The following is a 24,927-nucleotide window of genomic DNA, read 5'->3' as shown; positions in this document are numbered from 1 at the left end:
TTCTCGGCTTCTCGGCTTCTCGGCTTCTCGGCTTCTCGGCTTCTCGGCGCACGACACGCACGACACGCACGACACGCACGACACGCACGACACGCACGACACGCACGACACGCACGACACGCACGACACGCACGACACGCACGATGAGAGGATCAGCGCGATGCAGACCTAGACCCATCCAACTACTGAACATCCCGGGCTGAGGATCAGAGGCACGCTAGAACTACGTCGGGCCCGACCCCTTAAAGAGGTCGGGCCCGATGTAGGAAGTGCAACGGAGTAGTAGCTCCGATCCCTTCAGCCCCCACCAAGAGGGGCGGATACGCGTTGCATGCGCAGGACAACCATAGCTCGACCGGTCAAGGCTCATCAACCCCCCCGGTCGAGGACGCTCAGAGCGTCTGTGGGTGTGCGGTTCGGGCCGGTCTCGACGTCGGGCTCTGGCCTCTGGTCGAGCTTGCTCCGGGGGAGTTGGCCGCTACAGCGGCCGCGGTGGCCGGGGTCGAGTGGCGTTCTGTCTGTGAGCTGGCGGCGGTGTCTGCGGCGCCGGTGATGTGTACGGGTTGTGTGCGTCGGTCCGGGCGGTCGCGGGACACGGTGTTGGACTCGGTGGTCTGTGATCGGTGTTGGGCGTCGGTCACCAACGAGGCTGCCACCGATGACGATGCTCCCGGGGCCGGTGACGACGAGGCCGCCGGGGTCCTGCCGCGGACTGCCCGGGACTGGGTGGGCGCGATCCGTGCTTCGGCCTGGTATCGGGAGCTGCGTGGTGATGTCCGTCCTCGTGCGGATCTTCTGCTCGACGAGCTCGCCCGCCGTGCGGACTGGGCTGATCATTACACGTGGCCGACCTGGGCTCGTTTGCAGGAGGTGTCGGGGTGGGCGCGGTCCTCGGTCGCGTCCTGGCTCGCGAAGCTGCGTGAGGCGGGCTGGTTGCTGCTGGTCGAGTCCGGTTCGACCCCGCAGTACCGCGGGCCGCTCCAGACCGCGATCCACGGCCGGTCCGGGAACCGCGCGGCGGTCTACCAACTCCGCCTGCCCGACCACGCGGTCACCGCGTCGAACACCGCCGCGGCGCCCGACGACGCCCGCCACGCACCCCTCACCGAGATCGGCGACATCCCCTCCGAAACCACGTCGGCGGGCCCTCTCGAGACCTCGTCGGGGTCGTTGCGCGGCGAAAGTTGGACCCCAACGGGGTTTACTCTTACCGAAGGTAAGAGTTCTGTTCACACGCGCGCGAAAACGATCATCCACACCCCGGCCAGAGGCCGGGGCCGGGACGGCGCCTGGGGTGCTACGCGGCCGTGGCGGCGGGAACGGCCGGTGCGGCCCGAGCCGCCCCGCCAGGCCCGCCGTTACGGGGACTGGTTCGATGACCGGGTGCCGCTCACCGGGGGGGAGATGCTCGCCGCAGCCCGACAGCTCCGCGACGACCCACACCTCGCGCGGCTCTCGCCGCGGGCGATCCGGGCACGGATCAAGCCGTTCTGGCGGGCCGGATGGACCAACAACGACCTACGCCACGCCTTGGCACACCAGCCCAGCACCGACGGACCTGCCCGCCGGGTCGAGCGCTGCCCCGCCTCCCAGGTGCGCTGGCCGTCGGCGTGGCTCCGCCACCGCCTCGCACCCTGGACCGGCCCGTCCGGGCCCCTCACCGCCCCCCACGTCGACGCCACCCACCGCGCCGGCCTCGCGGCCCGGCACGGCCACGCAGCCGCCCAGCGGCTGCCCTACGGCCACACCCAGCTCACCGTTGCCGCGCTACGCGCTGACGATCAGCAGCGCACTCAGGCCCGGGCCACCCTGGTCCGTAACCAGGCCCGCGACCGCCACGCACTCCTCACCGGGCTCGTCCCCGACCACGGTGTCATTTCCGTTGGCGCCCGCGAGACCGCCTACGCACAGATCACCGCGCTACTCGCCGACCGGCGGTCCCGACGCCTCAGCTCGACCGGAGCGTCATGCTGAACACCAACACCCGCACCCGGCCGCGCGCTGCCGCGTCGCACGAACGGTGCTGCCGCGCCGCTTCCGGTCCTCGCCCGCTAGCGCGGGCTGCGGTCCGGGTCGGCTTGCCCACGACCACCCGCCGCCCCTCACACCACCGGGAACACCTCAGCAGCCGCTACGAACACCTCTGCTGCGGTCTCGAACGTTCCCGACCGTCACCCGGCCAGGACAACACGAGCGCCACGGCGGAAGACAGCAGGTCCGGTCAGGATCCCCAGCCAGGAAACCGGGGCGCCTGGAGACTCAGCCCGGGTGCCACTCGGCGCGCACGATCCGCACTCCCATGCCCTGGTCATAGGCACCGACGCTCCACGAACTTTCCACGACACGATCGCTCGCGTTGACGAACGGGATCGTCTGCTGGTGACGACCCTGCCCGTTCTCAGTCTCCAACGTCACCGTCAGATGAGCCCGCAGCTGCGGTGCCAACGTGAACCGCAGCCTCGTCACGTTCAACGATCTATCAAAATCCGTCGCAGGCGGACACGGCACCAACACCACCGCGTTCTCCGCCGCACACGTCTCCGGATCACTCGGAAGACCCGCATAGGCAGGACCCGGGAAAACCACCGCCCCCACCAGGACCGCACCACCCAGGACCAACCCGAGCATCGCCCGCCGAACAACATTCCTGACCTTCACCATCACCACCTCAATCAGGCTCAATCAGGCAGATCGCCCTATCAGGTGTCAACGCCGACACGCGCTGTGACACCGACTGGGCTCTTCGGGTGGAAGTGGTCAGAGGAAGCCGCCGCGGATCAGGTCCACGCCCAGCTGCTGCTTCAGCATCTGCCGCAGCGGTCCGGGCGCCGTCTCGGCGACGACCAGCCGGTCCACCGTGCGGGTGTAGAGCTGTTCCGCGGCTTCGGCGCGTTCCACGGCGGCCACCTGAGCCAACGGCCCCCACGGGGCTTGCGCGGCAGCCTGGAACGCCGCCCGCAGCACCCGCCGGCCGTGCACCCGCCCCCGCCGCCGATCCCCAGCGGTCACGGCCACCATCACCGCCAGGGCCCGCCCGATCTCCGCGCGCACCGACGCGCCCGCCACGACGTCATGATCCTCCACCACCCGACCCACCGCACCGGCCTGCTCGGCCCGCAACGCCTGCCGTAACGGCACCGCCAACGCCTCCGCCGCCGCATCAGAAACATCGAAGGTCTGAACCACCACCCACGACCGCATATCGCCCTCTTCCCTCGTCGCCCTGCGCTGAGGCCCGCATCCCCACCGCATCCTGACCGCATCCACCCGGACTCTCCACCAGCACCAGCACCCGGCCCAGGCATCCCCTCTCCAGGCTGACCTACCCCGACCAGCGGAAACGACCCGCCCCATGATCGACACACGCCGCGGAGGGTGCTGCTATCCATCCTTGCCCGATAGCTCTGAACAGCCCTCTGACCTGGGGATTCGTGAACCCGCCGGGCTGACCGGGCCCCAGCACCGGCCGCCCGCACACCCTGCACCCATTACCGCGACCAGACATCGAGAAGTAGTGAGACCAGCAGAAACAACCCCAATCCATGATCATCATGTGGGGTCGCGCCTCCGGTCTCCGGTGTCGCCCGGCGCCCTGCGGGCCCGGCTCCGAGGGCTCTGACCTGCAGATCTTTGCGATAGAAGGCCCCTGGCCCGGGTGTCGCCGTGCGCCGCGCATGTCCCGCCAGGAAAGGGCGACATGCTATCGACAAGTGCCCGGACCAGCAGAAACCCCCTGGATCGGTGATCAACCGACCCCCTCGGTGCCGGTCCTGCCCGGCGATGCTCGCCGGGATCTTCATGTCGCTGACCTGGGCATTCACTCGCCCCGGGGCCTTCACGGCTGCCGCCGCCGCCCGAGCGCCACTCCCGCGCCGATCCCGCCGAGCGGGTATCGGGAAGTGCCCGGACCAGCGGAAACGGCCCAGGGGAGCGATCATGAACGTTGGAGGGTGGCATGCTGCCGGACACCTGCACCGCCCGTGATGCTCTGACCTGTGGATCCCTCCCGGAAAGGACTTCGCCGGCGGTGCCGCCCAGCGCTGTGCAGCGTGCCGCGCGCCGCGTGTTGCGGGCGGTGAAAGTGCTGGTCCCGATACCTGTGGGGCGATCTTGATGTAGTTGTCGAAGCTGGCCTGCTGCGCGGCGGCTGTTACGAGTCAGGTCTCAGGGCCACTTGCTCACCGATCGGCTCCTCATCGACGACCGGTCGGGCCCCTGTGGACTCGTAGAGGGCCTCCGCGGCGTCGCCGCGTTCCTCGACGGGCAGATGACTCAACGGCCCGCCCGGATCGACCACCGCGGCAAGGAACGCCCGCCGCAACACCCGCTGCGCCGCCGCCCGCCCCCGCCGCCGGTCCCCGGCCCCGACCACTACCTGCATCACCAATGCACTCCCGGTCAGCTCCCGCAGCTCAGCACCGCCCTCGACGTAGAAGTCCTGCAGCAGGTGGGCATCCGGGCCGCGCGCCTCGGCCTCCAACGCTGCCTGCAGCGGCACCACCACCGCCCGCGCGGTCTCGTCGGTGACCTCGAAAACCTGCCCCGCCGCCCACACCCGATTCCTCATCGGCTCCTCGCTCCGCTCCTCGTCCACACCCACAACGCCATCACCCAGGCACCATCACCCAGGCACCATCACCCAGGCGCCATCACACCCGCCCGGACCAGCGCAAACACCCCACACCATGATCGAGGCAAGGGTCCGCGCCAGTGGTGTCCAGAGAGGCACTCGCCACCACTGCACCGGCACCGACCTGGGAATCCTCCCGAACCCACCGCCGCCCTGCAGCAACACCTCCGGCCCCGACTTCACCTCCGGACGGGGGAGATACGCCATCGACAACTGCCCGGACCAGCGCAAACAAGCCGATGCATGGTCAACCAGTGGCTCCGCGCGTCCGGCCCTCGGAGTCGATGACCCGGCGAGGTTGGGTCTCTGACCTGGGGATTCTCTCAGGCTCAGGTCGGCCGCTCACCGCCGCCGGCCGCTCGCGCCACCCTCATGCCGATATGCGATAGGGCATCGACAAATACCGGGACCAGCGGAAACGATCCGTTTCATGATCGCCCCACCGGGCGCCGGAGGCCCTCCGGGTGAGGTGTTCGTTCCCTGGATCGCTCCTCTGACCTGCGGATGTATCCGTACGTGGCCCGCCCCGGGGGGAGTCACCACTCGCGCCCGCCGCCCGCGACGCTCCGGGCGATCAGGTGTCGGTAAGTGTCGGGACCAGCGGAAACGCCACACAGAAACGATCATGGATACCGTCAGGCCCTGACGCTCGGCGCGACCCGTAGGGCCGCGACGCCTTGACCTGGGGATTCCTCTTGGTGCCGGGTTCGGTGCCGGTGTCATCCGGCCGTGTCCGACGCACCGCCCGACGTCTGATGCGTGAGGTGAAAGTGCTGGTCCCGCTACCTGTGGAGCGATCATGGGACGCCTTCTGCGCGGCCAGGCGAGCAGAGCTGCCCGGGTCGTCCGCGGCGGAGCACTCAGTGTCGGAACGTTCGGTGTTGGCGTGTTCGGCCGCGCCCGTGCCCTGCTATCCGCCGCCGATCCCGGGCCGCCTCGGGTCGCTGCCGCCCGCCCCTCGGGCCGAACCCAGCGGCTGTGGCCGGCCGGGAGGTTGCCGGCGCCGGATCGTGGGCCACCCCGTTCCCGTCACCGTCGCTCGCGGCGCCGGCTGCCGCCTAACCGGCGTGGCCGCCGTGACTGAGCTTCCCCCGGTTTCCCGGAGTGCGGGTTACCTGTCTGCGTCGCGTTGGGCGCGACGATAGTGGTCTTCGTACTCGTCGGGTGAGAGCCCGCCCAGGCGTGCCTGGATGCGGCGTGGGTTGTACCAGCCGTCGAGGTAGCGGATCAGGGCGTGCTCGGCTTCGCGGCGGGTTGTGAACGTGGTGCCGGGCCAGTAGAGCAGCTCGATCTTGAGGGTGGACCACAGGTTCTCGGCGAGGGCGTTGTCGTAGCTGTCTCCTGTGGACCCGGTCGACGGGGCGACACCGGCGTCGACCAGGCGCTGGGTGAACCGCAGCGCTGTGTACTGGGCTCCCTTGTCGCTGTGGAAGATCAACTGGCCGGGGCGCAGGTCCCGCGAGCGCAGGGCGTGGTTGAGCGCGGTGAGCACCAGCACCGTCGTGGCGCGGGGGTCGGTGGCCCAGCCGACGACCCGGTTGGAGAACGCGTCACGCACCGAGGCCAGCCACAACACGCCCTCGCCGGTGACGATCCGGGTCAGATCGGCCACCCACACCCGGTTCGGGGCGGCCGCGGTGAAGTCGCGTTCGAGCAGGTCCGGCGCCGGCCGGTGGGCGGGGTTCTGCCGGGTCGAGCCGCCCTTCCAGCCGCGGCGCAGGTGGGCGCCCTGCAGGCCGTGCTCGCGCATGATCCGCTCGACGCGCTTGCGGCCCACGTGCACGCCTTGGCGGCGCAGCTCCAGCCAGACCCGCGGGGATCCGTAGGCGGTGGCGAACTCGCTGACCGAGCGGATCTTCACGATCTGCTCGAGCAGCACGGCGTCGTCAAGCTGGCGCTGCGAGGGGTTCGCGCGGCGGGCGCGCCAGTCGTAGTAGGTCGAGACCGGCACACCAAGGACCCGTAGTACGAGACCGGCGGGGAAGTCATGGGCGTCGACGAAGCTCATGACCACCTCCGGGTCGGGCCGATCTCGGAGGCGAAATAGGCGCTCGCCGCGCGCAGGACCTCGTTGACCCGCCGCAGCTCAGCGTTCTCCTTCGCCAGCCGGCGGTTCTCGGCGAGCATGTCGGTCGACGGCCGATCATGACGCTCACCGGTGTCTGCCTCGGCCTGGCGGACCCAGCTGCGCAGGGCCTCGTGATGCACCCCGAGCTGCTCGCCGAGCCCACGGAACGTCGGGCGAGGGTCGGACTCCCGATACAGCCGAACCGCTCGTTCACGCAGCTCATCGGGGTACTTCTTCGGTGCGGGCACCAGTGCCTTCCTTCCTGGCTCTCAAGATCGAACCAGTGTTCAGACACTCCGGCAAAGCGGGGGAACCTCAGACCGCGCGGGTGGCGCCCTCCAGGTTCGTGTCACGGTCCCGCGCCGCAGTGTCTCCTTGTGGTGTCTCGGTGGGTGTCTCCGGTGGAAATCTCCCGGGCTCCTCGCGTGCGTGCGTGCGTGACGCGCGCTCACGCGCGCATCGCGTTGAGATCCGGCCCGTCGGTGTGTCTGGCGAGGAAATTTCCTCGCCGGCATCTCGGTCGGCGCCGCCGGATCTCTCGAGCGTCCGACACGTGACACCGCCGCCGACACCGCCGCCGACACCGCCGCCGACACCGCCGCCGACACCGCCGCCGACACCGCCGCCGACACCGCCGCCGACACCGCCGCCGACACCGCCGCCGCCGGTGTGGTTGTTGCGGCTGCGATCGGTCGCGGTCCTCGGTCGGATCGTGGTGCGGCGCCGGTCGCCGGCTCGCCGCCGGCCGGCTCGCGTCCGGCCGGATCGCTGGCTGTGGGTCTCTGCCGGGGGTGCCGGTTGTGCCAGCCTGTCGGGCTGGTCGCGGCGGGTGCGTGGCCGGTGCTGCTGGTGGCCCTCGACGCCGGGGCCCGCCGGGGTGAGCCTGGGGTTTTTCCTGGCGGAAATTTCCTCGGTGGTCGGTGGCTGGTGCGGGTCTCAACGCGATGTGCGCGTGGGCGCGCGTCGCGCTCGCGCGCGAGGCGCCCCGGAAAATTTCCCCTCGGCGGCATCCGCTGCGGCTGTGATCGCCGGGTCCCGCATGGGCCGTCGGCTGGGTGCGGTATCGGATGCGGTGGGTGTCCGGGCGGTGACGGCGGGTCGAGGTCCGGTCTTGTCACCGGGTCGGGCGGGGTGCTAGACATGGAAAAGACCGCCCGGCTGCTGCTGGGTGGGCGACCGACACCCCGGATCAATATCCGGGGCGCCGGTCTCACCAACCAACCTGCTGAAACGAAACAGGTGATCGGCTGTGAGGCATCCTGCCTGCACGATGTTCAATGTTCCACCCCCGGGTGGGGCGAGTCTTCCGGATGAGGGTCTGGGCTGTGAGTGGCTCGGCTGGTTCCCGGATGGGTGGACCGAGACGCTGATCGATCGCCTGTGGGCGTCGATCCCGCTGCCGCGTGGTTCTGCGTCGGTCTGGTCGCCGGGGTGGGCCCGATGAACGGCTCTCGCCCGAACGGCTCTCGCTCGAACGGTTCCCGGCCGCAGGGGTGGGCAGAGGGCCTGATCCCCACTGCGGCCCCTGGCGCTGATCCGGGCGCCGGTCCCGATGGCTCTGATGTGGCGGCGCCGCGGCTGATCGGTGAGGCCCGGCTGTTGGCTCGTGAGGTGGCTCAGGCCCGCGCGGTCGTGGCGTTGCAGGATGATCCGGCTCTGGTGCAGGCGCGGTCGGCGCGTGAGCGCCGCGCGGACCGCCGGGTCGCCGAGAAGCTGCGTGGCGCGGAGCGGGCGGAGGCCCGGCGGGTGCGGATGGGTGAGATCGCCGCTGCTCGTGGGGAGCGTCGGGAGGCCGGCTGGGCCGGGCGTGCGGTCGCGTCCCGGGATCGTCTGCTGAACCCCGATCGTCGGCTGACGTCGACGTATCGGCGCTATGTCGGGTTGTCGATGGTGCCGCCGGCGTTGATCGCCGCGGGTGTGCTGTTCATGTCGGTGACCGTGCATGACGGTGTGGTCGGTGTGGACGGCCCGTGGTACGGGTATCTGATCGAGCCTTTGGCGTCGGTGCTGCTGGTCGTGTCGTTGTTCGTGGGTTTCACTGCGGTGCAGCACGGCCGCCGGGTTCCCCGCGGCCTGTATGTCCTCGACGCGGGCCTGGCGGCGGCGTCGCTTGCCCTGACGGTGGTGCCGTGGGGTGTGCGGTATGGCTTCGACCCGGGGTCGACTCTGGCTCATGTGTTGCCGCCGCTGCTGGTTGCCGCCGCGGTCGTTGTCCAGCATGTGTTGCATTCGGTGTTCCGGCCGATCTTCGCCGACCTGTATGACGAGCTCGCCCCGACGCGTCTCGATGACGCCGCGGCGGACACCGTGGTGCTCTATGAGCGGACCCGCCGCGCTGTGGCTGACGGTCTGATTCCTGCCCCGGGGGTGTCGGGGGAGCGTGCGGGGTCGGTGTCGCGGGAGGCGATCCGTAAGACCTTCGGCGTGGGGAAGTCCCGGGCTCAGCTGGCCGGTGACGCCTATGACCACGTCACCGCGTTCCTGCACCGCGCCGCCGCGTCGACCGCCGCTACGGCGTTCGGTTCGCCGGCTGCGTCTGGTCGTGCGGTGTCGGGGCGTGTGAACGGTGTCCGGGTCGCTGCTCTGGCCTAGCCGGGCTGCGTCCCCGCCCCCTCTGGGCGGTCAGTCCTGACCGTTTCGGTGTGAGTGTCTGTCTCGTTCTGTCTCGTTCTTTCTCGGGCTGTCTTCGTCTGGCTGTAGCTGCTGTAGGGGTGGCTGTGCGAGCGAAGGTGTCCGTTATCTCCTGCTTCTTCCTTTTTGGGGTGAGGTTTGCGTGTCTGTTGTCGTGTCGTCATCGGGGCTGTCTCGTCAGGTTTCTCGTCGTTCGCCGGTCCATTCGCTGGATCACCCGTCGGGCCGGTCGGGTCTCCCGAGCGATCCGGGTCAGTTGTCGTTGCTTCCGCCGGAGCGGGTGCGGGTGCGTCGTCCGCGGTTCGCGCCGCATCCGGTGCGGGCTGCGGTGTCGCGGTGGGTGCCGCGGCTGGTGGCTGTGGTGTCGTCGGTGCCGGTGCTGCTCGGTGCCGGTGGTGTCGGGTTCAGTGTGTTTGTGCTGGTGGGGGCGATGTTCCCGGCGGCCGGGGACTGGTCGGTGCCGCGGGTCGTGATGGGGGTGGCGGCGGTGGTGGTGTGGTGCGGCGTCGCCGGGCTGGTGGTCCGGGCTTGTGAGTACCGGCGTGCTGTGGGGCGTGGTGTGGGTCGGGGTGGTCGGCGGTGAGCGGGTATCGCCGTCGCGCCGCTGTGTTGTCCGGTGGGGAGGCGGAGACGGTGTTGCGTCGTGGTCGCCGTGATCGGCGCAGGTCGCGGTTCGTGGTGCGTTTCGCTGCGGCGGGGAGCGATGTGGAGCGGCTGTGTGCGGCGTTCGATTACGCCCGGGGTGCGGCGAGTAGGCGGCATCCGGACCCGGCTGAAGCGTCGCGGCTGGTCGAGTCGGCGACCTCGGCGCTGGTCACGGTGGGGGATCGGCTCCTGGAGCTGCAGGCGCGGGAGCCGCTGAGGACGGGAAGGGCCCAGCGATGAGCGCGGCAGCGAGTACAGCGGCGAGCGCGGCGTCGGTGAGTGAGTCGGCGCCGAGGGTGACTCCAGAGGTGTCGGCTGTGGCGGGGAAGGCGGGGTGGGGTCCGGTCCCGGCGGCGGGGCCGCCGTGGTGGGCGCGACTCGCCCGCAGTGTGTCGAGAGCAGTTGTCGATGCGGTGGCGGGCTGCCGGGCCGTGGTGGAGCGTCCGGTGACCGTTGCCGAGGGTCTGGAGCTGGCCCGTCGTGGTGACTGGACGTCATCGGAGCATCCGATGGTGCGTCAGGTCGCCGTCGTCCATTTCTGGGTGGTGCAGGCCCCCGCTCTGGTGGTGTCGGGGGTGGTGGGGTGGGCGTCACGGACCCCGGGCCGGCTTTGGACGGTCGGGCCGCTGGCGGTGACGGTCGCGTCGGTACTGGATCAGGTCCCGGTCGTGGGTTTGCTGGTGCCGGAGTTCGTGACCTGGTCCTACTGGACGCCGGCGTCGCTGGGGACCTGGCTGTCGGGGGCCTCGTCTGCCGGGGGCACGTCGTGAACGCGGCGGGGTGGGCGTCGACCGGGGTGGTCGCGGCGTTGGCGCTGGTCCTGGGTGGGTGGCTGAAGTACAACCAGAACTGCGCGAAGACGACGAACGCGTTGTTCCTGGTCGCGGGGACCGGGATCGGCGGGGTACTGGGCACGCTGCTGGGTCGGGTGTTCACGACGGTGTCGGGGGCGAGTTCCACGGTCACCCAGCTGTTGGGCGTGGCTGGGGGGACGGTCCTGGCCGCGGTGTGTGTGGTCGCCACCTTGGAGGTCGTGGTGAAGGGCATCCTGCCGAAGACCGCTCGCCCGAAGTCGTGGCATCCGTGGCTGGCGCTGACCGCACCGACCCTCGCGGTCGCCTCCGGTGCGCCGTTGCTGGCGGGTTTCTACAGCGTCCTGGCTCGCGGGGTCGGCGGTGCGGGTGCGGTGGCGTCGACGTGGATCACCGGGTGATCGCGGGTGGAGACGATCCTGCTGGTCGCCCTGGTCGTCTGGGGCCTGGTGAGATACGCGGGTGCGGAGGTCATCGCGACCGCTCGGGGCACCGAGCCACCCCGCCTGCGGGATCGGCGCCGTCGCGCCGAACGTGCGCATGAACGGCGTATGGCGAAAGACGCTCGCCGGTTGGGGCCGACGATCGCTGAAGCCCTGGCCGGGCGGGTGGCGGAGCGGATCGCGCACCCGCGGGGTCGGCGCGAGCCCGGCCCGGCCCGGCAAGCGTTGGGTGCGTGGTGGGCTGATGGCTGGGATTACGCCACCGAGCGCCGGCGCCGCCGTCATGAGCGGGCCGCGGCCGGGGTGCTGCGGCGGCAACGCTGGGCCCGCGCGGTGCGCGACCGCGCCGGGCAGACGACGCGGCGGCGTGGTGCGGGTGGCCGCGGCGAGTGGACGGCTCGCCCGGGACCGCCACGACCCGCGGAACGTGACACCGGCCGGACTCCGGAGGAGGAGCTGATGGTGATCACCGTCGACCCGCCCGTGACCGGGACGGCCCCGGGGAAGAAGCCCGCGGGGAAGGAAGCCGAGGACCTGCCCACCGACGGCAGCGTTCCCGAGACCGAGACCGAGACCGAGACCGAGACCGAGACCGAGACCGAGACCGAGACCGAGACCGAGACCGAGACCGAGAGCGGTGTGGGTGTCGGGTGGGCGACGGTGCATCCGCTCCACCGCCCGGACCCGACCAGCACGACCAACAGCTCTGTGACCGGCAGTGACGTGACCAGTAGTGACGATGGGAAGGACGGTCTGATGACCGCGATCAGCACCAGCGCTAGCGCCAGCAGCAGCAGTGTCGGCGTTTCGGGGGCGTCGATGGGGAGTGGGGAGACCCTGGATCCGGGGAGTGCGCATCATTTCTGTGAGCAGATGCGCGGGTTGGCTGAGCGGATGTTCACCGAGATCGAGCAGTCGGTGTCGTCGTTGTCCTCGGCGGGGGTGTCGGGTGCCCCGATCGCGCTGCTCGGGCAGATGCAGGAGCACGCGGCGTTGTTCCGCGACAGCGCCTCGAGCGCGCAGAGCCATTTCGCGCGGCATCTGTCGACCCAGGACCAGGTCCTGGCCGATGACTCCCTGGCAGCGACAGTGTCGGGCACCTACATCGGCACCCGCACCTGACGCGTCTTCGATGGGCTCTCGCTTGTGAATACGCAGGTCGGAGCCCATCGGGGTCAGCCCCGTCCTCGGAAACCGGTACGCGCGTACTGGCTGTCGAGCGGCCGTGTCGTGGCGGTGCGGGGCACCACCGAACAGCACCGAACAGCACCGAACAGCACTGAATGGCTGAGTGAGCGTTTTTCATCCTGGTTGACGACACCAAGAGACAGGCGCTCGCTAACAGCGGAGGTGCGCGCGTGGATGCTCCTACCGCAGGTCATGCGGGCGATCATCCGGCGGGGGGGGACACCGCGGGAGCGTCGCTGTGACCTGCACGAACGACAGGTTGGAAAACACTCAGTGTCTGGAGGATCGATGAGTGCGGCGATCGAGTCAGGGGTGGCCGGTGCGGCTGGGGTGAGTCCGGAGGTTCTGGCTGCGGCGTTGCAGCGCCTGACCGCCGCCGAGCCTGTCGCGGGTGGGGAGGTGGTGGTGCGGGCACGGGGGTCGGTGTTGCGGCGGGAATCCCCTGGTCAGGTTGTGGTGAGTGAGCGGGCGGAGCGGGTGCGGGCTCGGGTGTGGGCGCGGCGGGTGCCGTATCTGGCCACGGCCGCGGCCGCGGCGGCTGGGGCGCTGGGCTGGGCGGTGTGTGATCTGGTCGCGGTCTCGGGCGGGCCGGGGGCGTCGGCGGTGACCGCCGTTGGTGCCGGGCTCACTGTGTCCGCCGGGGTGGCCGGGGCGCGGGGGTGGTGGCGGCGCCGGATCCCGTCGTCGTGGACGACGGCGTCGTGGGCGGGTGTGGTGGGTGCGGGGGTGTGGGTGGGTGCGGCGGCGGTGGTCGGCCCGGCGGATCCGGCGCTGCTCGGAATGCTGGCGGCGGGATCGGCGGCGTGCTGGTCGGGGTGGATGGCCGCTCACCCGGTCACGGTGCCCGCGTCTGGCCTGGTGCTGGGCCACGAAGAGGTCGAGGGAGATGTGGGGGACGGGTTGGCGTGGCGGTGGGCTGAGAACGTCGCCGGCCGCGGGAAAGCTCTCCCCGGGTCACTGTTGACCGACCGTGCGGATTCGGCGCGGGCGGTGCGGTGGACGGTGCGGACTCCGCCCGGTGAGCTGTGTTTCGACGACGTTCTGTCTCGTCGGGGCCGGATCGCCTCGGCGTTGGGTGTGTCGGGGAAACAGCTGGTGGTGGAGCCGTATCCCGATGACGAGGGCTGGGCGCAGCTGACGGTGATCATCGCTGACGTGCTCTCGAGCGGGATCGCGTTCACCGGGCCCCGTTATGAGCACGGTGCGATCCCGTTGGGCCCGTATGCCGACGGGGAGGGCGAGATGGTCTTCCACGCGGTGGAGGCTGTCGGTGTGCGCAACGGTCTGGTGACCGGGGAGCCGGGGTCGGGGAAGTCGGCGTGTCTGGAGGCGATCGGGCTGGGTCTGGCGTCGTCGGGGTGCTGGCATGTGTTCTTCGGTGACGGTGACCCTGATGGCGGCTCCAGCCCGGTGCTCAATGATGTCGCCGATTGGGCGGAGTCGGGCCCGGAGGGTGTCCTGGCCCAGCTGGGGGCGGTGGAGGCCGCGTTGGAGGTGCGGTCGTTGCTGAAGTCCACGCTCACTGAGGGCCCGTCCGCCCCGGACGGCGTGCCCGGGGTGCTGGTGGCGATCACGGACCCGGCGGTTCAGCCGTCGGCGCGGAAGCTGTTGCCCGCCCCGGGGTTGCCGGGGCTGGTGTGGGTCATCGATGAGTTGCATCGGCTGTCGACGCATCCGGTGTTGGTGGCGGCGGATTTCATCGGACGGGTGGAGCGGGTGGTGCGGATCGGCCGTAAGTACGGGGTCGCTGTCGTGGTCGGGACGCAGTCTCTGCTGGCGCCGGACTTCGGTGGGTCGACGGTGCTGCGGAGCTTTCTGTCCGCCCGGAACCTGTTTGCTTTCCGCAACATGAACCGTAGTGAGAACGTCGTGGTCGACGGGCTTGCCGTGGCGCCGACGTCGTTGCCGGCCGGTGGTGGGTATTGCTTCGCGAGTTCGGGTGGGCGGATGGCGATGGGCCGGGTGGCGTGGGCGCCTGATCTGGGGGAGTGGGTGCGGTCGGTGCCCGGTGCCGCTCTGGATCCGGACACCGCGGCGGCGGTTCTGCGGTTCCAGCCGGCTCAGGGGCTGTCGCCGAGGGCGCGGTGGGAGACGCAGACGGCGAAACTGGCTGCCTGGCGCCGCAGCACCGCCACCAGCACCGCCACCAGCACCGCCACCAGCACCGCCACCAGCACCGCCACCAGCACCGCCACCAGGGCCAGTGGCGTCGGCGTCGGCGGTGGTGTCGCCCCGGTCGTGGAGTCTGCGGCTTCGGTGGTGTTGCCGGGGTGGTCGGGTGTGTCGGTGCCGGCGGCGTTGACGGCCGCCGATGTCGTGTCTGTGCCTGTTCGGGGTGGGGGGCCTGTGGCCGGCGATGGGCCCGGCCTCGATGACCTCGGGAGCAGCGCTGACCTCGGTGCTGACCTCGGTGCTGACCTCAGCGCTGACCTCAGCGCTGACCTCAGCGCTGACCTCAGCGCTGAGGTCGGTGCTGAGGTGAGTGGGTTGTCGCCGGCGCAGTCCGAGGTGTACGCCGCTCTGGTTGCGGGGTGTTCTCGGACCGGGGAGATCGCTGCGGCGTCGGGGCGGAAGGCGCCGGCGGTGTCGAAAGCGTTGACCGCTCTCGCCGCTGCGGGGCTGGTGACCAAGACCGGCCGCTACTGGGCTCTGTCGTCGCAGTCGCAGTCGCAGTCGCAGTCGCAGTCGTCGTGGGCGGTGTCTGCGGTGCTGGTGCCGTGACGGGGGTTTTCGTCGGTCCGGTGAGGGTGGTGAGGACGCCGGGGAGTTTCGGTCTGCAACGTGATCGTTAGTTTCTTTGTGATCATATGTTGCGGGTGGGGGGGCTGGCTGGCCAGTGTTCGCACATCGACCGACAATGGTGAGGGTCCACGTGCTTATCGCTCTGGGGTCCGCGATGATCGCGGTCTTCATGTTTTTGATCTTGTCGAAGCGGCTTGCTCCGACGTTGGCGCTGGTGTTGGTGCCGTTGACGTTTGCTCTGGTCGCGGTCGGTACGGGGGTCGCGGAGTCGGGGGAGGACGGGGTCGTCAAGGCGATCACGTCGGCGATGAAGGACTTTGCGCCGACGGCGGTGTTGCTGTTCTTCGCGATCATCTTCTTCGGGACGATGATCGATGTCGGGTTGTTCGACCCGTTGATCCGGTTTGTGTTGCGGGCGGTGAACAACGACCCGGTCCGGCTGGTGGTGCTGACCGCGGTGCTGGCCGGCGCGGTGTCCCTCGACGGTGATGGGTCGACGACGTTCATCATCACGGTGTCGGCGTTGTTGCCGATCTACCTGCGGCTGGGGATGAGCCCGGTGACGTTGACGGTGGTGGCGAACCTGGCCAACGGGGTCCTCAACATTTTGCCGTGGGGTGGGCCGACCGCGCGGGCGGCGACGGCGTTGAACGTGTCGCCTTCGGAGTTGTTCAACCCGATGATCCCGGGGATGGTGCTGGGGATGGTCACGGTGCTGGTCCTGGCCTGGCTCCTTGGCCGTTCGGAGCGGAAGAGGCTCGCCGCCGCGGGGCGGCCGTTGCCGGTCGTGGCCTCGGAGTTCGACCGGGTTCCCGAGCACGCCGCCGCCGGTGTCGCCGCCGCCGAGGTTGCCGGTGCCGGTGCCGGTGCCGGGGGTGTCGGTGGGGCGGAGTCTGCGTCGGGGGTGGGGTTCATCGATGCGGGTGGGGTTCTGGATCCGACCCGCCCGACGCTGCGGCCGAAGCTGATCTGGTTCAACCTGGTGTTGACCGTGGCGCTGCTGGTGGTGCTGGGGTTGGATGTGTTGCCGTTGTCGCTGGTGTTCGTTGCGGCGTCGGCGATCGCGTTGGTCGTGAACTTCCCCCGCCCGGCTGATCAGGTCACGGCGGTGACCGCGCACGCGTCGTCGATCGTGGCGGTGGTCGCGATGGTGTTCGCTGCGTCGGTGCTGGTCGGGGTGTTGTCGGGGACCGGGATGGTCGCGGCGATGGCGAACGGGATCATCGCGATGGTGCCGCCGGAGATCGGGTCGTGGTTCGCGGTGATCGTCAGTGTGCTGAGCATGCCGTTGACGTTCTTCCTGACTAACGACGCGTTCTACTTCGGGATCCTGCCGATCCTGTCCGAAGCGGCCGGACATTACGGTATCTCGCCGGTGGAGATGGCTCGTGCGTCGATCATCGGGCAGCCGGTGCACATGACCAGCCCGTTGGTCCCGGCGATGTTGCTGCTGGTGTCGCTGGCCAAGGTCGATCTGGCTGATCACCACAAGAAGGTCATCTGGCGGGCTGCGGTGTGCTCGCTGGTGATGATGGCAACGGCGATTGCGCTGGGAGTCATCCCCCTGGGCTGACCAGCGCTGGATCGCCTTCCCCCGGGTGGGGCGGCCCCGACTCCCCGGGGGCCGCCCCACCGGCGTGTAGAGCGACGGCGGGTTTTCTGGCGCGGCCGAGGTCGAGGCTCCTCAGCTTGATCTTTAACCTTGGGGCGGTGCCGTGGCCGGGCCGGTGGTGCTCGGCGACACTCCGGCTCGGCGGGGCGATCTCGCCGGGTTCCGGCAGGAGTTCTACGACTCGTTGACCGCGCGGGCGGATGCGCTGTTCGAGCTCTGTGACGCCGTCCTGTGCGCGGACGGCCCGGTCCATTCACGCGTCGAGCTGACCCCTCGCCGAGAACCTGTGGTCCACGCTGAGCCTTTTCCATCGTGAGTTCGCTGACCAGCGAACTCACGATGGAAAAGGCTGTGTACGAGCCGCAGTTCTCGCTGTCGGAGATCCGTGAATCTGTCGATGAAGCTCACGCAGCAGGTGTTCGGGTCGTTGTGCAACTCGCCGTCACGAGATGCAGCACAAACACGACGGAAAAGACTCCATCCTTGGTCGTAAAATTTATAGTTATAATATTCCAATCTCGCCGAGTACTTGACGAACACGCAAGCGCTCGACATTCAAAAATGAGTGGAACTGGGAGGGAGACAGGTACCCATCTTGCCAATTGTTACTGGCGAGATAAGTCTTCCATTCAGCAGAGGTTGCAAGTCGCCATATGAGTTGCTCCAGCCCAGATCGCTCTGTCAGGCTTACGCCAGGAGATCCGAGCACGCCACGCCAATTTAATACTTCAACATTAACTCCGAACTCTCGCCCAGTGGGTACATCCAATCCCTTCACGCGGCTGTCGGCCATGACCGCCAGGGCCCGGAGCTCCCCCGTGCGGAGCTGGTAGGCGAACTCGCCAGCTCCTGCGGCCGCGAACGAGACCTTGCCATCGAGGAGCGCGCTCAGGAGGGGCCCTCTACCGTCGTGGGCGACGTAGCGAACTAGCTTTGGCTTCAGGTTGATGTATTCAGCGGTCAGCATCGGCGTCAGGTGATCAGGCCCCCCCGGAGAGGAGCCGCCCCCCACTGCAACAGCAGAAGGATTGTCCTTCCAATCTTTTAATAGATCGCTGAAGTTGTAGTACGGAGAATTGGCGGACACCAGGATCAACTCAGGCTCTGTCGTGAGGCGAGCAATAGGAGCGGCCTCACTCAGTGACGAGTCAGCGTTATTCGCAATCACTCCTCCTATGAGGCCTAGCCCCATGGACATCAGCAGTCGAGAATTACCGGTATCACCGAGGAGGCGATAGAGGCCTTCGACGCCGCTGGAGCCGATAACATTGAAAATTTCAACATCGTGAGCCAGATCGGCATTCTCGAGCGCTTCGGCCATGGCCTGGGCATTGATATGGTATCCACTGCCCGGTGAGTTTGGGACAATCAATCGCAGGCCCCGTACATGCCCGTCCATGAATTCCATCAACGGCTGCTTTTCGTGGAGCGCGCCTGCGCTGAGCGCCATGGCCCCTGCACCAAAATACGCCCCCAGCTGCCGACGGGTCAATTTGCCCTTCGAGAAGGAAACGTTTGACATTCATATATCCTTTAGTGTGTGTTGGGAAAGTCCTCGCCGAAGTAGCTCCCGCGTGGTCGGAACACGAAGGCTGGCGGAACTTCCGCAGGTCGCCCGAGTGAAGCTGAGCTTCCCCCGGTTCGCCGGAGTGCGGGTTATCCGTCGGCGTCGCGCTGGGCGCGACGATAGTTGTCTTCGTACTCGCCGGGTGAGAGCCCGCCGAGGCGGGCCTGGATGCGGCGCGGGTTGTACCAGCCGTCGAGGTAGCGGATCAAGGCGTGCTCGGCGGCGCGGCGGGTCGCGAACGTGGTGCCGGGCCAGTAGAGCAGCTCGATCTTGAGCGAGGCTTTTCCAACCTGCCGTTTGACCAGGTCAGGCCGTTCCGGGGCCGTCGCACCGGGTCGGCCGGTAGAGGGCTGACCTGCATCAGCGGTTATCCGTCGTGCTGCCGGAGCGGCTTCGGTGCTGCTCTGCAGACGCTCCGCGGCCAGGTTGGAAAAGCCTCAGTGAGCCTTTTTCAACCTGACCGAGGACCCGCCGCGAAGCGGCGGCAGGGGCCCCGTCGGCAGCGGCCAGATCCCCGATGATGCAGGTCAGGCCGCCGCGCGGTCGCGGTCCGGGGAGGCCCACTCGACGGCTTGACCAGCACAAACGCCAGGTTGAAAAAGGCTCAGTGAGCCTTTTTCAACCTGGCTGGGACGGGGTGGGTGGACGTCCTCCAAGGCCGCCCGATGGCCCGCCCGTTCCCTGTCGATGCAGGTCACGCCGGTGACTCCGCCAGCCTCCGACATCGCGTCTCAAGCTTCCGACCAGGGCCAACGTCAGGTTGGAAAAGGATCAGTGCACAGGTTAAAGATCAAGCTCAGGTCAGGTCGAGCTGTCGTCGTGGGAGGGCCGTCACCAGCGGTAGCTGAATTTGTCGATCTTGAAGCCCATTTCGCGGAAGTAGGGGCTGACGACCTGGATGGTGACGGGGCCGCTGTGGCCGTTGTTGCTGACGGTGTGGCGGGTGGTGTAGGTGCCGCGGCCGTCGGCGTCGCTCATGGTGAACTCGAACTCGTAGGTGCCGGGTTCGTAGAAGCGGATGGTGATGAATCCGCCGTCGATCTCGCACCACAGCGGGTCGCCTTGGCGGCATTCGGGGTTCCCGCCGGGGCGCACGGTGGACTGGCTGGAGCCACTGTTGCCGTAGGGCTGTCCTGGCGGTGGGGTGTCGGCGTGGGCAGCGGGTGCGACGGGGGAGAGGAGCAGGGCCGCGGCCAGTGCGGCGGCGGTGGCCAGCCCGGTCACGATGCGTCGAACCAGGGGGCGTCGGGGGGAGCTCTGGTCGTGTTCAGGGAGTGTGATCGTCACGGAATGGAAGTAGATCACGGACTGTGCGTGACCGGAAGGTGGTCGTGTGTCGTGAAAGCAGTCACCTGGTCGGGTGGTGATGGGGTCGTGCTCGGTTCTCGTTGAAGCGTCCACGGGGTGCTCGCTTCTTGTCGTGGACGCGGGAGCCGCGGGAGCCGCGGGAGCCGCGGGAGCCGCGGGAGCCGCGGGAGCCGCGGGAGCCGCGGGAGCCGCGGGAGCCGCGGGAGCCGCTTCCGGTTCCTCGCCCGCCCGGGGGCGGGCTGCGATCACGACGAGAGCTCACGGGTCGGCGCGGCTGTGACCGGGGCGGGGTCGGTGAGGATCCCGTGTTCTGGTGTGGGTGTTGGCAGCGTCAGGATGCGATTATCGGTGTCGTTCACGGGTGAGATGACGGGCTGGGGGGTATTCCTGATGAGCGCTGACTCTGCCGCTGACTCTGCCGCTGACTCTGCCGCTGACTCTGCCGCTGACTCTGCCGCTGACTCTGCCGCTGACTCTGCCGCTGACTCTGCCGCTGACTCTGCCGCTGACTCTGGTGTTGTTGGCGCGGGTGGCGATGACTCGGCGCCGGTGTTGATTTTCGGTCGGGGGGCGATGACGCGTCTGGTCGATGGGCGGAAGACCGCGACCGTGGCTGGTGCTGATCATGAGCTGGCTGTGGGTGATGTGGTGATGGCGATGGTGCCTGGTGGGGCGGCGCGGTTGTCGTTGCGGGTGCGGCAGTGTCATCGGGTGCCGGAGGTGTCGATGGTGCCGCAGGTCGCTGCGGCGGCGGGGCTGGAGTTGTCGTCGTTCACGAAGTGCCGGTCCTGGGATGGGTATCTGCAGGGGGTGGCGCAGCAGGAGTTCCCGGGCCCGGTGTGTGTGCTGGGCCTGGCCCCGGTGGGGGGGTTGGTGGGGGAGGTCCCGCCGAAGGGTCGCCCGACACCGAAGCGGAAGCGTCAGCCGCCGCCCCCTCCGAAGCCCAAGCCGGATCCGAACGCGTCGAAGGCGGTGAAGGGTGGCTGGCTGCTGGTGGGGTCGTCGGGGCCGGTGAAGGTGACACCGTTGACGATGGTGCATCCGCTGGATAAGGCGGTGTTGCAGCAGCGGATCGGGGCGGTGATGGCGCGGCGAGCACCGTCGTTGGAGGTGCGTCGGGCGTTGGGCCCGGTGGTGGGGGCGTTGCTGGAGAAGGGGAAAGCGGGCCCGAACGGGTTGGGGAAGGCGGATCGGGAACGGCTGAAGGGTCGGCTCCCGGTGGCGGTGGCGTGGTTGTCGCAGCATCAGTTGCTGGTGCGGGGGGCGTGGAATCCGAAGTTGCTGGTGGGGTTGCGGATCCGGCATGTGGTCACCCGCGGTGGCGCCACCGCCCGGACCGCGTCTGGGCCCGCGTCTGGGACCGTGTCTGGTGCTGCTGGTGGAGTTCGGGGTGGTGGGCGGTGAGTATGGCCGACCGGATGGTGCCGTTGGGGTATCGCACCGAGGCAGGTCATGACCCGCAGGTCGCTGCCGCGGCGGCGCGGGTCGTGCTGGCGCGGGCGGTGGACGGGGCTGATGCCTCGATGTTGATCGAGGCGTTGGGGTTGGGTGAGGGTGTCGCTGTCCTCGCCGGCCGGTGCGTCGATCGTGGCTGGTCAGACGCCGGCGAGCGCGGTGACGGTGATCCAGGGTGGTGAGTGCTGGTACTCGGCCCAGTAGGCGTCGCCGAACAGGTCCCGGCCTTGCGGGGAGACCGGGCATCGGCCCCACTCGATCTCACTGAACCCTGCCGTGCGGAGGCATTCGTCGATGAGGTGTGGGTGCGGTGCGTGGAGCCGGAACGACACCGGGGGGTCGCAGTGCGCTGTGAAGACAATTTCTGTCGTGGCGGTCGAGTCCTGCGCGTCATCGGAGTCGGCATCGGGGTCGGCATCGGGGTCGGCATCGGATGTGATGTCGAATTCGATGCCGTAGTGGCGTAGGCCTGGTCGTGACAGTGGGGAGCTGGGGTCGGTGAGTAGCGCGACGAGGCGGGTGCCGGGCCGGCAGTTCGCTCGGATGGAGGTGAGCATGGCCTCCAGCGTTGCCCGGTCGGGGGCGTAGTTGAACAGGTAGACGGCCAGGACCACGTCGTAGGTGCCGAGGTGGGGGAGTTCGGCGGCGTCGTGGACGTGGTAGGTGATCGGCGCGGGAGAGGCCTGGGAGGGACCCGAGGGCTGGGAGGGCTGTTCCCGGCGTCGGGCCTCGGTGATCATCGTGGTGGAGTTGTCGACGCCGTCGATGTGTCGGGCTCCGTGGTCGCGGCATAGGCGTGCGTAATGGCCGGTTCCGCAGCCGAGGTCCAGGACTTTCTGCCCGGTGAGGTCTCCGAGGAGCGCCCGGACAGCGGGTATTTCCCCGTAGCGGGCGGCGGGGAGCTCTTTCACCGCGTCGTAGGCGGCTCCGATGGAGTCGTACTGGCTGTGCGGCGACATCGACGCCCCTTGAAGGAGATGAACAACCCGTCAGGAGACACGCCCGGGGGAGTTCAGCAGGCCTGCGCGCCCACCGAGCGCCACCATCGAGTGCCCACCGGGCGTCCCGTGATGAGCTGACTACCACTTCCTGGGGGACGGGTCAACAGGAGCGTCCAGGTTGCGTCCACGGTGTGAGGCCGTTTCCTTGTGAGTCTGGAAGGGGGCTGGTCGTGCCGAAGCAGATCCCGGGAGGAGATCAAGCAGCGAGTGGTCGGGGGACGGGCTGTGGTGTCGGTCGGTGGAGCGTGTCGCTGAGTGGGCGTCCCGACCTCCAGGCCACGTTAGAGTGACCGTGATTTACGCGCAGTAACTTGTGTGGTGCGCGGTGTTCAAGGAAGGATGGTGTGTGTGATGACGGTCTCTCGTCGTTTCGGTGGTGGTCTCGCGGTTGCTGCGCTGGCTGCGGCGCCGATGCTCGGTCTCGCCGGGACAGCGCTGGCTGCTGACACCACCGGTTCGGCTCCCGGTCAGGGAGTGGTGCCGACGGCGCCGGTGGACAACCGGGGTTGGAGCGCGGCCGGTGGTCAGGGCAAGTCCGGCGATGACATGGCTGATGAGCCCTGGCGGGTCAACAAGGACTGGAACTGGGTCAAGGACTGGTGTGTCAACCACACCAAGGAGTCCAAGCTCCCCGGGCAGCCGAGCTCTTATGCGGGGATCAGCTGCCCCCCGGTCTGGAACGACTGACCACCCTCACGGGCCTCACAGGCTTTATGGACCTCACAGCCTGGGTCTAGGGCTGGTCGGCGCGGCGGGCTCCGCCGCGCCTGGATCTCCCACGGGGCTTCCTTCCCCGTGGTGATGGCGGTCCCGGCACCTGCAGCCCCCTTCATGATCGCTCTGCAGGTGCCGGGACCAGCTCCTTTTCTATACCCACTTCTCTACCTACCGTGGCCGGGGCGGGCATCATCGCTGCCGCCTGGACGGCGCGGGGTCGCACGACACGTGCTGGAGGGCCGAGAGCGCTGCCGGCGCCCGCCGCGGGGCCCGGCCGAGACCGGCGGTCCTGACCCGCACCGGGCGAAGGAAACGCAGGTCCCCGACAGAGTCGCTAGATGATCCTGTAGCGAGCCGCGGCGCGTCGGCGCAGAGTGGTGATATAGCTGGCCCCAGGTAGGTGTGGCGCGGCGGTCAGTCTGCGCCGTCCGCTGCTGCCGATCGCGACTTTGCCGGGGCCCTGCCAGCAACGGGACCGGTTTGGGACCGGCCCGGGATGTGGCCCGGGGTGCGGATGGTCGGGGCCGGGTCCCGGCGGTGTTGTGCCGTGTCCGGTTACCGTGGGCGAAATTCGGTCTGTGGATATTTCTGATGGGTGGGGTTGCGGTGGGGTATGAGCGTTCCAGGGCGTCGGGGTCGGGTTCGTCGGATCGGCAGCCGTCGCGGCAGTCGTCGGGGCGGCGTGTGCCGGATCGGTGGGCGGGGTCTGGGTCGGGGTGGGGGCCGTGGGGTTCGTCGCCGGCTGGTGGTGTGGAGCGGTCGTATTTTTGTCGTTCGTGCAAGTTGACGGCGGTGGGGATCAGTGTCCCGACCGGTTGGTATTTGTTGGAGCGTTCCCCGGGTGGTGGGGGGCGGCATCTGCGGTTGGGGATGTACTGCTCGTTGGGGTGTGTGTTGTCCGCGGCGGAGGATCTGAAGCTCGGGGAGAAGGAGCATGCTGGGCGGTTGGGGACGCCGGCGGATGCGGAGCGGGATCGTGCTCGGATTTTGGAGCGGGCGGAGACGATGATCCGGCGGGGGATGTCGGCGAAGGCGGCGGCGGATGTTCTGCAGGTGCCGCCGGCGGCGTTGCGGACGTGGTTGAAGGCCGCGGGGGTCGCGGTGGTCCCTGACTCTGCAGAATCTGCTGCGGGGTCGGTGGCGGGGTCTGCGGCGTCGCGGGCGGCGGTGACGCCGGTGTTCGCGGCTCCGGGCAGCGTCCCGCCCCCGGCGGCTGGGGCGGGACGTGCTGGCGCCGGCGCGGTGCAGGCCGCGGCGGCGTCGCAGGTGGGCCCGGGCGCGGGACACTCTGCCGGTGTTACGGCTGGTGTTACTGCTGGTGTGGTGTCCGGGTCGGGGTCTGCTCGGGGTGAGGGTAGCGGTGTGGGCGGTGGTTCGACAGGTCCGGGGCAGAGGAAGCCGACCGGCCCGAAGGGCAGCGGGGGAAAGGGCGCCGGGGGAAAGGGTGCTGGTGGGAAGGCTGGGGTGGTGCCGGGTGGGGTGAAGCCGGGTCAGGATCCGGTGTTGGGGAAGTACACGTCTCCGCGGGCGTTGTTGCATCATTGGCGGCAGGTGGAGCGGATCACGGATCTGGAGATCGGTGCGGTCCCGGCGGGGGTGGGGAAGTCGGGGCATCCGCAGGGGTTCGCGGCGACGGTGTCGGCGCGGCTGTTGGTCGGGGATGCTGCGGGTGAGGTGGTCACGTGTACGGCGACGGAGGGGGCGAAGATGAAGGCGTGTGATGTTGCTGCGTATGCGGTGGCGAAGATCTTGCGCCCGATCATGGACGCTGCCGCTGTCGCCGCTGCAGCGGCCCCGCCTGCAGTGGCGCCGCCTGCGGTATCGGCGGGTGCCGCTGCCTCTGCTCCCCCTGCCTCTGCTCTCGTCCCTGAGTCAGGGCGGCGTGGCGGCGTTGCGGGTGGTGCCGGCCCGGATCATGCCTCACCTCAGCCTGCTGGTGGTCCGGCTGCCACTGGTCCGGCTGGTGGTGGGGTGGATGCGCGGGTGGTGCGGGAGTGGGCTCGCGCGAACGGTTATGTGGTCGGGGAGCGTGGCCGGATCCCAGCGCAGGTCCGGGCGGCTTATCTCGCTGCGTCGGCCGGGTCGGTGCCCGGCCGGTGAGTAGGGGC

Annotated in this window: 20 protein-coding genes; 11 read left to right on the top strand and 9 right to left on the bottom strand. The window is 69.0% G+C overall.

Going from position 1 to position 24,927, the window contains the following annotated elements:
- Nucleotides 1-609 precede the first annotated feature (609 nt).
- A complete protein-coding gene (locus Ae717Ps2_RS29395; protein ID WP_143510602.1) occupies nt 610-1,974 on the top strand; it encodes a hypothetical protein in 1,365 nt (454 codons plus the stop codon).
- 285 nt (nt 1,975-2,259) lie between these two features.
- On the opposite strand, the gene Ae717Ps2_RS29390 is transcribed toward Ae717Ps2_RS29395, so the two are convergent.
- The 5 genes from Ae717Ps2_RS29390 to Ae717Ps2_RS29370 all read right to left on the bottom strand — a co-directional run bounded on the left by Ae717Ps2_RS29390 (nt 2,260) and on the right by Ae717Ps2_RS29370 (nt 6,946).
- Nucleotides 2,260-2,667 carry a hypothetical protein gene (locus Ae717Ps2_RS29390; protein ID WP_143510600.1) on the bottom strand — a complete coding sequence of 136 codons (408 nt, stop codon included), beginning with the start codon at nt 2,665-2,667 and terminating at the stop codon, nt 2,260-2,262.
- A 90-nt stretch (nt 2,668-2,757) separates the two neighbouring features.
- On the bottom strand, nt 2,758-3,186 hold the full coding sequence (locus Ae717Ps2_RS29385) for a hypothetical protein (protein WP_143510597.1): 429 nt from the start codon (nt 3,184-3,186) through the stop codon (nt 2,758-2,760).
- A 964-nt stretch (nt 3,187-4,150) separates the two neighbouring features.
- The gene (locus Ae717Ps2_RS29380) at nt 4,151-4,594 is read right to left on the bottom strand and encodes a hypothetical protein (RefSeq protein WP_075334427.1); all 444 of its coding nucleotides are present in this window, start codon (nt 4,592-4,594) and stop codon (nt 4,151-4,153) included.
- Between the two features lie 1,147 nt (nt 4,595-5,741).
- Nucleotides 5,742-6,638, bottom strand: coding sequence for an IS3 family transposase (locus Ae717Ps2_RS29375; RefSeq protein ID WP_075334447.1), 897 nt, complete (start codon nt 6,636-6,638; stop codon nt 5,742-5,744).
- A complete protein-coding gene (locus Ae717Ps2_RS29370) occupies nt 6,635-6,946 on the bottom strand; it encodes a transposase (RefSeq protein ID WP_158071567.1) in 312 nt (103 codons plus the stop codon). The genes Ae717Ps2_RS29375 and Ae717Ps2_RS29370 overlap by 4 nt, the downstream gene beginning before the upstream one ends.
- A 1,132-nt stretch (nt 6,947-8,078) precedes the next feature.
- Between Ae717Ps2_RS29370 and Ae717Ps2_RS29365 the strand changes: the two genes are divergently transcribed.
- The 7 genes from Ae717Ps2_RS29365 (at nt 8,079) to Ae717Ps2_RS29330 (ending at nt 16,732) form a co-directional block, all read left to right on the top strand.
- Nucleotides 8,079-9,290, top strand: coding sequence for a hypothetical protein (locus Ae717Ps2_RS29365; protein WP_143510595.1), 1,212 nt, complete (start codon nt 8,079-8,081; stop codon nt 9,288-9,290).
- A 325-nt stretch (nt 9,291-9,615) separates the two neighbouring features.
- Nucleotides 9,616-9,912 (top strand): hypothetical protein, encoded by a 297-nt coding sequence (locus Ae717Ps2_RS29360; RefSeq protein WP_143510593.1) that lies wholly within the window; start codon nt 9,616-9,618, stop codon nt 9,910-9,912.
- 508 nt (nt 9,913-10,420) lie between these two features.
- Nucleotides 10,421-10,744: a hypothetical protein gene (locus Ae717Ps2_RS29350; RefSeq protein ID WP_075302851.1), complete on the top strand. Its 324-nt coding sequence runs from the start codon at nt 10,421-10,423 to the stop codon at nt 10,742-10,744.
- Complete coding sequence (locus tag Ae717Ps2_RS29345) at nt 10,741-11,187, top strand: hypothetical protein (RefSeq protein WP_075302849.1); 447 nt, start codon at nt 10,741-10,743, stop codon at nt 11,185-11,187. The genes Ae717Ps2_RS29350 and Ae717Ps2_RS29345 overlap by 4 nt, the downstream gene beginning before the upstream one ends.
- 171 nt (nt 11,188-11,358) lie before the next feature.
- Complete coding sequence (locus Ae717Ps2_RS38570; RefSeq protein WP_198932371.1) at nt 11,359-12,351, top strand: hypothetical protein; 993 nt, start codon at nt 11,359-11,361, stop codon at nt 12,349-12,351.
- A gap of 354 nt (nt 12,352-12,705) precedes the next feature.
- Entirely contained in the window at nt 12,706-15,138 is a 2,433-nt protein-coding gene (locus Ae717Ps2_RS39920; RefSeq protein ID WP_075334422.1) for a helix-turn-helix domain-containing protein, read from the top strand.
- Between the two features lie 175 nt (nt 15,139-15,313).
- A complete protein-coding gene (locus Ae717Ps2_RS29330) occupies nt 15,314-16,732 on the top strand; it encodes a CitMHS family transporter (protein WP_233147827.1) in 1,419 nt (472 codons plus the stop codon).
- Nucleotides 16,733-17,273: 541 nt separating this feature from the next.
- Here the strand turns inward: Ae717Ps2_RS29330 and Ae717Ps2_RS29320 are convergent.
- The 3 genes from Ae717Ps2_RS29320 to Ae717Ps2_RS36535 form a co-directional block, all read right to left on the bottom strand.
- On the bottom strand, nt 17,274-18,293 hold the full coding sequence (locus tag Ae717Ps2_RS29320; protein WP_083702612.1) for a tripartite tricarboxylate transporter substrate binding protein: 1,020 nt from the start codon (nt 18,291-18,293) through the stop codon (nt 17,274-17,276).
- A 134-nt stretch (nt 18,294-18,427) separates the two neighbouring features.
- On the bottom strand, nt 18,428-18,607 hold the full coding sequence (locus Ae717Ps2_RS39490) for an IS3 family transposase (protein WP_255407979.1): 180 nt from the start codon (nt 18,605-18,607) through the stop codon (nt 18,428-18,430).
- A gap of 562 nt (nt 18,608-19,169) precedes the next feature.
- The gene (locus tag Ae717Ps2_RS36535; RefSeq protein WP_143510591.1) at nt 19,170-19,562 is read right to left on the bottom strand and encodes a hypothetical protein; all 393 of its coding nucleotides are present in this window, start codon (nt 19,560-19,562) and stop codon (nt 19,170-19,172) included.
- A gap of 657 nt (nt 19,563-20,219) precedes the next feature.
- Here Ae717Ps2_RS36535 and Ae717Ps2_RS37535 point away from each other — a divergent pair.
- The gene (locus Ae717Ps2_RS37535; protein ID WP_158071565.1) at nt 20,220-21,050 is read left to right on the top strand and encodes a hypothetical protein; all 831 of its coding nucleotides are present in this window, start codon (nt 20,220-20,222) and stop codon (nt 21,048-21,050) included.
- 191 nt (nt 21,051-21,241) lie between these two features.
- Here the strand turns inward: Ae717Ps2_RS37535 and Ae717Ps2_RS29300 are convergent, their stop codons facing one another.
- Nucleotides 21,242-22,060 carry a class I SAM-dependent methyltransferase gene (locus Ae717Ps2_RS29300; RefSeq protein ID WP_075334419.1) on the bottom strand — a complete coding sequence of 273 codons (819 nt, stop codon included), beginning with the start codon at nt 22,058-22,060 and terminating at the stop codon, nt 21,242-21,244.
- Between the two features lie 381 nt (nt 22,061-22,441).
- On the opposite strand from Ae717Ps2_RS29300, the gene Ae717Ps2_RS36525 reads away from it, so the two are divergent.
- Together Ae717Ps2_RS36525 and Ae717Ps2_RS40585 are read left to right on the top strand one after the other, a co-directional pair.
- On the top strand, nt 22,442-22,789 hold the full coding sequence (locus Ae717Ps2_RS36525; RefSeq protein ID WP_233147826.1) for a hypothetical protein: 348 nt from the start codon (nt 22,442-22,444) through the stop codon (nt 22,787-22,789).
- A 621-nt stretch (nt 22,790-23,410) separates the two neighbouring features.
- Nucleotides 23,411-24,919 carry a histone-like nucleoid-structuring protein Lsr2 gene (locus Ae717Ps2_RS40585; protein WP_369804887.1) on the top strand — a complete coding sequence of 503 codons (1,509 nt, stop codon included), beginning with the start codon at nt 23,411-23,413 and terminating at the stop codon, nt 24,917-24,919.
- Nucleotides 24,920-24,927: the final 8 nt, after the last annotated feature.

This window comes from Pseudonocardia sp. Ae717_Ps2 (assembly GCF_001932475.1).
GTDB lineage: Bacteria > Actinomycetota > Actinomycetes > Mycobacteriales > Pseudonocardiaceae > Pseudonocardia.
Note: the sequence above shows the minus strand (reverse complement) of the source record. Positions and strands in the feature narration are given on the sequence as shown.

Coding starts and splice junctions, on each gene's coding strand:
- Ae717Ps2_RS29330 (WP_233147827.1), top strand. CDS start 15,314: ATGATCGCGGTCTTCATGTTTTTGATCTTGTCGAAGCGGCTTGCTCCG.
- Ae717Ps2_RS37535 (WP_158071565.1), top strand. CDS start 20,220: ATGACGCGTCTGGTCGATGGGCGGAAGACCGCGACCGTGGCTGGTGCT.
- Ae717Ps2_RS29300 (WP_075334419.1), bottom strand. CDS start 22,060: ATGTCGCCGCACAGCCAGTACGACTCCATCGGAGCCGCCTACGACGCG.
- Ae717Ps2_RS29320 (WP_083702612.1), bottom strand. CDS start 18,293: ATGTCAAACGTTTCCTTCTCGAAGGGCAAATTGACCCGTCGGCAGCTG.
- Ae717Ps2_RS36525 (WP_233147826.1), top strand. CDS start 22,442: ATGGTGTGTGTGATGACGGTCTCTCGTCGTTTCGGTGGTGGTCTCGCG.
- Ae717Ps2_RS39920 (WP_075334422.1), top strand. CDS start 12,706: ATGAGTGCGGCGATCGAGTCAGGGGTGGCCGGTGCGGCTGGGGTGAGT.
- Ae717Ps2_RS40585 (WP_369804887.1), top strand. CDS start 23,411: ATGGGTGGGGTTGCGGTGGGGTATGAGCGTTCCAGGGCGTCGGGGTCG.
- Ae717Ps2_RS29375 (WP_075334447.1), bottom strand. CDS start 6,638: ATGAGCTTCGTCGACGCCCATGACTTCCCCGCCGGTCTCGTACTACGG.